Source organism: Pseudomonas sp. KCJK8993, assembly GCF_046230915.1.
Classification (GTDB): Bacteria; Pseudomonadota; Gammaproteobacteria; order Pseudomonadales; family Pseudomonadaceae; genus Aquipseudomonas; species Aquipseudomonas piscis.
The window spans coordinates 20,487-28,132 of the sequence record NZ_JBJJLO010000089.1; the positions used below are offsets into that span (position 1 = coordinate 20,487).

General features: G+C 62.4%; 7 protein-coding genes. All 7 read right to left on the reverse strand.

Annotated elements, in window-relative coordinates; genetic code table 11:
* Positions 1 to 4: 4 nt before the first annotated feature.
* The 7 genes from mraY to mraZ are packed head-to-tail and all read right to left on the reverse strand — an operon-like array spanning position 5 to position 7,347.
* Entirely contained in the window at positions 5 to 1,087 is a 1,083-nt protein-coding gene (gene mraY, locus ACK6AU_RS23370; RefSeq protein WP_185700301.1) for a phospho-N-acetylmuramoyl-pentapeptide-transferase, read from the reverse strand.
* Positions 1,087 to 2,469 (reverse strand): UDP-N-acetylmuramoyl-tripeptide--D-alanyl-D-alanine ligase, encoded by a 1,383-nt coding sequence (gene murF / locus ACK6AU_RS23375; RefSeq protein WP_409301678.1) that lies wholly within the window; start codon positions 2,467 to 2,469, stop codon positions 1,087 to 1,089. Before murF ends, mraY begins: the two co-directional genes overlap by 1 nt.
* A complete protein-coding gene (locus ACK6AU_RS23380; protein ID WP_409301680.1) occupies positions 2,462 to 3,925 on the reverse strand; it encodes a UDP-N-acetylmuramoyl-L-alanyl-D-glutamate--2,6-diaminopimelate ligase in 1,464 nt (487 codons plus the stop codon). The genes murF and ACK6AU_RS23380 overlap by 8 nt, the downstream gene beginning before the upstream one ends.
* Positions 3,925 to 5,661, reverse strand: coding sequence for a penicillin-binding protein 2 (locus tag ACK6AU_RS23385; protein ID WP_185700304.1), 1,737 nt, complete (start codon positions 5,659 to 5,661; stop codon positions 3,925 to 3,927). Before ACK6AU_RS23385 ends, ACK6AU_RS23380 begins: the two co-directional genes overlap by 1 nt.
* Positions 5,658 to 5,951, reverse strand: coding sequence for a cell division protein FtsL (gene ftsL / locus ACK6AU_RS23390; protein ID WP_003171871.1), 294 nt, complete (start codon positions 5,949 to 5,951; stop codon positions 5,658 to 5,660). Before ftsL ends, ACK6AU_RS23385 begins: the two co-directional genes overlap by 4 nt.
* Entirely contained in the window at positions 5,948 to 6,895 is a 948-nt protein-coding gene (gene rsmH, locus ACK6AU_RS23395; RefSeq protein ID WP_409301684.1) for a 16S rRNA (cytosine(1402)-N(4))-methyltransferase RsmH, read from the reverse strand. Before rsmH ends, ftsL begins: the two co-directional genes overlap by 4 nt.
* The gene (gene mraZ, locus ACK6AU_RS23400) at positions 6,892 to 7,347 is read right to left on the reverse strand and encodes a division/cell wall cluster transcriptional repressor MraZ (protein ID WP_011063319.1); all 456 of its coding nucleotides are present in this window, start codon (positions 7,345 to 7,347) and stop codon (positions 6,892 to 6,894) included. The genes rsmH and mraZ overlap by 4 nt, the downstream gene beginning before the upstream one ends.
* Between the last annotated feature and the right edge of the window lie 299 nt (positions 7,348 to 7,646).

The following is a 7,646-nucleotide window of genomic DNA, read 5'->3' on the forward strand; positions in this document are numbered from 1 at the left end:
CGTTCTACCTCAGCTTCAGGGTGGCAAGGCCGATCAGCACGAGAATCACGGTGATGATCCAGAAACGGACGATCACGCGTGGCTCAGGCCAGCCCTTGAGTTCAAAGTGGTGGTGGATCGGCGCCATGCGGAACACTCGCTTGCCGGTCAGCTTGAACGAAGCGACCTGGATCACCACGGAAAGGGTTTCCATCACGAACACACCGCCCATGATGAACAGCACGATTTCCTGGCGCACGATCACCGCGATGGTGCCCAGCGCCGCACCCAGCGCCAGCGCGCCGACGTCGCCCATGAACACCTGGGCCGGATAAGTGTTGAACCACAGGAAGCCCAGGCCGGCACCGATCAGCGCGCCGCAGAACACGATCAGTTCACCTGCCCCCGGCACATAGGGGATCAGCAGGTATTCGGCGAACTTCACGTTACCCGACAGGTAGCAGAAGATGCCCAAGGCACCGCCGACCATCACCGTCGGCATGATCGCCAGGCCATCGAGGCCATCGGTCAGGTTGACCGCGTTGCTCGAACCGACGATGACGAAATAGGTCAGGACCACGAAGCCGGCCCCCAGGGGAATGCCCACGTCCTTGAGCATCGGGATCAGCAGGGTGGTATCCACCGGGCTTTGCGCGGTCATATAAAGGAAGAGCGCCGCGCCCAGGCCGAACACCGATTGCCAGAAGTACTTCCAGCGGCTTGGCAGACCCCGGGAGTTCTTTTCGATCACCTTGCGGTAGTCGTCGACCCAGCCGATGGCACCGAAGGCCAGGGTCACCAGCAGCACGACCCAGACATAGTGGTTGCGCAGGTCGGCCCAGAGCAGGGTGCTGACACCGATGGCCGAGAGGATCAAGGCGCCGCCCATGGTCGGCGTACCGGATTTGGACAAGTGCGATTGCGGGCCATCGTTACGTACGGCCTGGCCAATCTGCCGATTCTGCAGCGTACGGATCATCCACGGACCCAGGCACAGTGCCAAAGACAAGGCGGTCAGCACCCCCAGAATCCCGCGCAGGGTCAGGTACTGGAAGACCGCGAAGCCTTTGTAGAACTGTTGCAGGTACTCCGCTAGCAGCAGCAGCATTAATGTTTCACTCCGTCTTTTTCTTGAAGATGGGAGCCGCACAGGGCCGCAACGATGTTCTCCATCGCCGCGCTGCGCGATCCCTTGATCAAAATGGTGGTGTTTGGATCTTGCTCGACGTCCAGGGCGGCAATCAGTTCAGCCTGGCTGGCGAAGTGGCGCGCATGCTCGCCAAAGGCTGTGACGGCATGCGCCATCATCGGGCCTACGGCGTAGAGGGCCGAAACCTTGCCAGCGGCATATGCACCTACGTCGCGGTGCCCCTGCTCCGCCCAGTCGCCCAACTCGCCGATGTCTCCGAGCACCAGGACGGTGCGGCCGGAAAAGCCGGCGAGTATATCAACGGCAGCGCACATTGAGGTGGGGTTTGCGTTGTAAGTGTCATCGATCACCCGTATGCCATTGCTGGCCAACTGGGCGACAGTGCGGCCCTTGACCGGCTGCACCGCGTTCAGGCCGGTGGCGATGCCGAACAACGATACGCCCATGGCGTGGGCAGCCGCGGCTGCAGCCAGGGCATTGGCGACGTTATGGGTGCCCAGCAGGTTCAACTGGACCTGCTCGGTGCCCTTGGGGCTATGCAGGGTAAAGGACGGGCAGCCACGGGCATCGCGTCCGATATCGGAGGCGTAGAAATCCGCTGCGCTGTCGGTCAGGGCGAAACTCAGGACTTGGCGCCCAGCAGCGCGGGCCTTCCAGATCGAAAATGCCTTGTCATCCAGGTTCAGCACGGCAATTCCGGAAGCATCCAGCCCTTCCAGGATTTCGCCCTTGGCCTCGACGATTTTTTCCGGACCACCGAACTCGCCGACGTGGGCAGTGCCGGCGTTGTTGAGGATTGCCACCTGGGGACGGGTCATCGCCACGGTGTAGGCGATTTCCCCCATCCGCGAGGCACCCAGCTCGATGACCGCGGCGCTGTGCTCCGGGGCCAGCTCCAGCAGGGTCAGGGGTGCACCCAGGTCGTTGTTCAGGTTGCCGCGGGTGGCGAGTACCGGCCCGCGGGTACGCAGGATGCTCGCCAGCATCTCCTTGACCGTGGTCTTGCCGCTGGAACCAGTGACGGCCGCTACTGGATGGGTGAAGGCACTACGGTTCAGCGCCCCCAGCTGGCCCAGCGCCAGGCGCGTATCCTTGACCAGCAACTGCGGCAGCGTGCTGTCGGGAATCTCTCGCTCTACCAGCGCAGCCACCGCGCCCTTGCCAGCCACCTCGTTCAGGTAATCATGGCCATCGAAGCGCGGGCCGGTGAGTGCCACGAACAACTGGCCCGGCTGGATCGCCCGGCTATCGATGCTCACGCCACTAAAACGGGCATCGCCCGCGATCAGGCGGGCGTTCAATGGAGCGGCTACTTCACTGAGCTTCAGGGGCTTAAGCATGGGCCACCTCCCACGCAGCCAAGGCCTTGCTCGCCTCGACGAGATCGGAGAAGGCATGGCGCTGACCGTTGATCTCCTGATAATCCTCATGCCCCTTGCCGGCCAGCACCACCACGTCATCAGCCGAGGCGGAGGCGATCAGGCGGGCGATGGCAGGTCCACGACCGGGGATGAATTCCACTTGGTCCGCGTTCAGGAAGCCGGCGCGGATATCGGCGAAAATCTGCGTTGGGTCTTCAGTGCGCGGGTTGTCATCGGTGACCAGCACGCCATCGGCCAGGCGCTCGACCACCTCGGCCATCAGCGGCCGCTTGCCACGGTCGCGATCACCACCACAACCGAACAGGCACAGCAGGCGGCCCTTGGCATGGGGCCGCAGGGCCAGCAGTACTTTTTCCAGGGCATCCGGGGTATGGGCATAGTCGACCACGACCAATGGCTGCTGACCGCCGCCCAAGCGCTGCATGCGCCCGGCCGGGCCTTCCAGCTTGGGCAGGACCGCAAGGATCTCGTCCAGCGCATATTCCAGGCCCAGCAAGGCGCCCACCGCGGCCAGCAGGTTGCTCAGGTTGAAGCGTCCCAGCAGGCTGCTGCGCAGGTGATGCTCTCCTTGCGGAGTCACCAGGGTCGCGCGCACGCCGTCGTCATCGAAGCGAGCTTCGCGGCAATACAGATAGGCGCTGGCATCTTCCTGGCTGTAGGTAATCAGCCGTGATTCGTGAGGCTCGGATGCCAGCTTGCGGCCAAAATCGTCGTCGAGGTTGATCACCCGGCAACGCAGGTCGGTCCAGTGGAACAGTTTGGCCTTGGCCTCGCCGTAGGCCTGCATGGTTCCGTGATAATCCAGGTGGTCACGGGACAGGTTGGTCAGCACCGCGACATCGAAGGCCAGGGCGGTCACCCGGCCCTGGTCCAGGCCATGGGAGGAAACTTCCATGGCCACGGCCTTGGCCCCGGCACTCTTCAAGTCGGCCAGGGCCGCCTGGACGGCGATGGGGTTCGGCGTGGTGTGCAGGCCACTTTGCAGTGCGCCATGGAATCCGGTTCCCAAGGTGCCCACCAGGCCACAACGCTGGCCAAGCAGATCCAGGGCCTGGGCCACTAGTTGGGTCACGCTGGTCTTGCCATTGGTGCCAGTCACGCCCACCAGGTTCAGTTGACGACTCGGCTCGCCATAGAAGCGCCCGGCGATGTCCGACAGCTGCGCAGCCAGGCCCTTGACCGGGATCAGCGGAACGTCGGTCAGCGGCAGCACTGTGGCGCCTTCTACTTCATAGGCCACTGCCGCCGCACCACGCTGCAGCGCATCGGCGATGTGTTCACGACCGTCGAACCTGGCGCCCGGCACGGCCAGGAACAGATCACCGGCACGTACATTGCGGCTGTCCAGGGCCAGCTCGCGGATCAGCAAGTCGCGACCGGCGTGGGCAAAGATCTTGTTCAGGCTAAGGGACATCAGCCACGCCCTCCATTGGCTCGTACTGGGGTGCCGGTGGCATTGGCCTGTTGCGTGGTCGGCAGGTTATCCGGGGAGATGTTCATCAGGCGCAGGGTGCCGGACATCACTTTGCTGAATACCGGGGCCGATACCAGGCCACCGAAATAACCGGCCTTGCTCGGCTCGTCGATCACCACCACGATGGCGTAGCGCGGATCGCTCATGGGACCGAAACCGGCGAACAGCGAGCGGTAGGAGTTCTCGGCATAGCCCTTGGTGCCCACCGAAGTCTTGCGCGCGGTACCACTCTTGCCCGCGACGTGATACGCCGGGACCTGGGCGCGGAACACCCCGCGCGGGGCCTCGATCACCTGCTGGAGCATGCCCTGCATGGTCTTGGCGACTTTCTCCGGGATCACCTGGGTGGTTTGTGGCGCCTTGTCGGACTTGATCAGCGTCAGTGGGGCGATGCGCCCGTTGTTGGCCAAGGCGGAGAACGCATGCACCAACTGGATCGCGGTCACCGAGATACCGTAGCCATAAGACAGCGTCGCGGTCTCGGCCTTGCGCCACTCCCTATAGTTGGGGAGATTGCCAACGCGCTCCCCCGGAAAGCCAAGGCCGGTGTCCTGGCCCAGGCCGATTTTCTGCGCCAGGCGGAAAATGGTTTCGCCACCGATGTCGAAGGCGATCTTGCTCATGCCAACGTTACTGGAATTGATCAGGATGCCGGTCAGGTCGAGGATCGGACCTTCAGTCTTGGACACGTCGCGGATGGTGTACTTGCCCAACTGCAGGGTGCCCGGATAGACCTCGACGGTGTCGCTGGGCTTCCACCGCCCGGTTTCCAGCGCGGCACTCATGGAGATGGCCTTCATGGTCGAGCCAGGCTCGAAGACGTCGATCATCGCCCGGTTACGCATCATCGCCGGCTGCAGGTTGCGGCGGTTGTTGGGGTTGTAGGTCGGCTGGTTGACCATGGCCAGGATCTCGCCGGTCTTGACGTCCATGATCACCAGGCTGCCGGCCTTCGCGCCGTTCTCGACGATGGCGTTGCGCAGTTCGCGGTTGGCCAGGTACTGCAGGCGCAGGTCGATGGACAACGCCAAGGGCTTGCCGGCCTTGGCGTTCTTGGTGACTTGTACATCCTTGATCAGCCGGCCGCGCCGGTCCTTGATCACCTGGCGCTTGCCCGGCACCCCGGCCAGCCATTCGTCATAGGCCAACTCGACGCCTTCGCGGCCGCGGTCGTCGATATCGGTGAAACCCACCATGTGCGCGGTCACTTCGCCGGCCGGATAGAAGCGCCGGAACTCCTCGATGCCGTAGACACCCGGGACCTTGAGATCGAGCACCGCCTGGCCCTGCTCCGGGGTCAGGCCCCGCACCAGGTAGATGAATTCCTTGTTGGCCTGGGCTTCCAGACGCTCGGTCAGGACCTTGGGATCCTGGCCCAGCGCCATGGCCAGGGCTGGCCAGCGGTCCTTGGCCAGTTGCATTTCCTTGGCGTTGGCCCAAAGGGTGGTCACCGGGGTACTCACCGCCAGCGGCTCGCCGTTGCGATCGGTGATCAGGCCACGGTGCGCGGGAATCGGAATATGCCGCACGCTACGGGCGTCCCCCTGCCCCTTGAGGAAGTCACGATCGACCACTTGCAGGTCGATGATGCGCCAGGCGATCGCCGATACCATGACCGCCAACAAGCCAAGCACCACGCGGAAACGCCAAGGATAAAGAGCACCGTCGAGTTTCATGGCGCCACCATTCGGACTTCGGCCGCGCCGGGGATGTGCATCTTCAGTTGTTCGGTGGCCAGCACCTCGATCCGGCTATGGGCGGTCCAGGTGCTTTGCTCCAGGATCAATCGCCCCCATTCGGCCTGGGCCTTGTCACGCACGCTCAACTCGCCGTACAGCGTATTGAGCAGCTGACGGTTCCAGTGGGCGCTGTAGGACACCGCGATCGCGGAAACCAAAACGCCGATGAACAGCAGAAGCATGAAGAAGCTTCCGCCTGGAAGTGGTTTGGCGAAAAGCTTGCTCACCGAAGCTTCTCCGCGACACGCATGACGGCACTACGGGCACGGGGGTTGGCTTTGAGCTCGGCTTCGGAGGCGAACTGCGCTTTGCCGTGAATCTTGATCTTTGGCTGAAAGGCTTCGAAGCGCACTGGCAGGTTGCGCGGCAGGTTATCGGTCTCACCCTTGGCCAGGCGGCGCATGAACAGCTTGACGATACGATCCTCCAGGGAGTGGAAGCTGATCACCACCAGGCGCCCACCGATTTCCAGGGACTCCAGCGCAGCTTCCAGGCCGGCCTCGAGGTCGCCCAGTTCGTTGTTCACGTGGATACGCAAACCCTGAAACGCCCGGGTCGCCGGGTTCTTGCCCTTCTCCCAGGCAGGGTTGGCCACTTTGAGTACTTCGGCCAGGTCGGCCGTGCGTTCGAAAGGCTGGACTTCGCGGCGCTCGACCACGGCCCGGGCCATGCGGCCGGAGAAACGCTCCTCGCCATATTCCTTGAACACCCGGGCGATCTCTTCTACCGGGGCAGTGGCGATGAACTGGGCAGCGCTGATGCCTCGGCTCGGATCCATGCGCATGTCCAACGGACCGTCATTGAGAAAACTGAAGCCGCGCTCAGGGTCGTCCAGTTGCGGCGAGGACACGCCCAGGTCCAGCAGCACGCCGCTGACCTTGCCATCCAGCCCACGCCCGGCGACCTCGGAACCCAGCTCGGCAAAACTACGCTGCACAACGACAAAGCGGCCGTCTTCGGCCGCTAGCGCTTGCCCGGTGGCAATCGCTTGGGGGTCCTTGTCGAATCCGAGGAGCCGCCCACCTGGCCCGAGCTTGCTGAGAATCAGCCGGCTATGCCCGCCGCGTCCGAATGTGCCATCCAGATAGCAGCCATCAGGACGTACCGCGAGAGCCTCGACGGCTTCGTCAAGCAGTACGGTGATGTGGTTAAAGCCGCTATCAATAGTCACAGGATCAAATCACGCAGTTCATCGGGCATGGCACCCGGTTGTTGAATAGCTGCCAGGTCAGCTGCAGAAACAGCGTTCCAGGCATCCTCGTCCCACAATTGGAACTTGTTCAGTTGGCCCACCAGCATCGCGCGCTTATCCAACTTGGCATATTCACGCAGGCGCGGTGGCACCAGAAAACGCCCACTCCCGTCGAGCTCGAGATCGACGGCATTACCAATCAGCAAACGCTGCAGCCGGCGGTTCTCTTCACGTAGAGAAGGCAAGGCACGCAGCTTGGTTTCTATCAGCTCCCACTCGTCGAGGGGGTAGACGCACAAACAAGGATCAACGGCGTCGATGGTGACGATCAGCTGTCCGGAACTTCGCGAAACGAGCTCGTCACGATACCGGCTGGGCATGGCTAGCCGGCCTTTGGCATCGAGACTGATAGCGTTGGCTCCGCGAAACACGTCAGCGTTTCTCCAATTTTTAGCGTTTTGCGTCCAAGAAACCCACTTTGTGCCACTTTCCGCCACTTGCGCACACTATAGGAATGCGCCCATACCACCGTCAAGGCACGCGGCGACGGAAAACCCTTATAGAACGGAGATTTAGGAGGCTTAGCGGAGGGGTAACGAAAATTCGAGAGGCGTTCCACGGCATCAACTTCATACAGCTCAGAAAGCTGCATTGCGAAGTTAAAGTAATTTATTAAGAGTAAGATTTTTTCGGTATTACAAAAACGCTTCTGCTATTGAATCAAGCAGGG